Annotated in this window: 1 protein-coding gene; it reads left to right on the top strand. The window is 42.4% G+C overall.

Annotated features, from left to right (window positions below; all coding sequences use genetic code 11):
* On the top strand, positions 1 to 255 hold a 255-nt coding region (locus Q0881_RS17805; RefSeq protein ID WP_299163335.1), incomplete at both ends, for a hypothetical protein.

Raw genomic sequence — 255 nt, 5'->3', positions numbered from 1 at the left:
AGCAACCGGAATCGGAACAGTAACAGGTTTACCAGCAGGAGTAACAGCATCAATGGTAGGTAATGCAATTATGATTACTGGTACTCCAACAACTATAGGGGTCTTTAATTATGATATTTTATTGACAGGAGGCTGTGGAACGGTAAGTGCAACTGGAACGATAACAGTTATATCTTCTGATACCGATGGCGATGGAATCCCAGATTATGCAGATTCAGATGTAGATGGCGATGGAGTTATCGACAACGGTCCAGA

The sequence above is a fragment of the uncultured Tenacibaculum sp. genome (assembly GCF_947494125.1).
Taxonomy (GTDB): domain Bacteria; phylum Bacteroidota; class Bacteroidia; order Flavobacteriales; family Flavobacteriaceae; genus Polaribacter.
The sequence above is the reverse complement of the archived record's forward strand: the minus strand, read 5'-3'. Positions and strand labels throughout refer to the sequence as shown.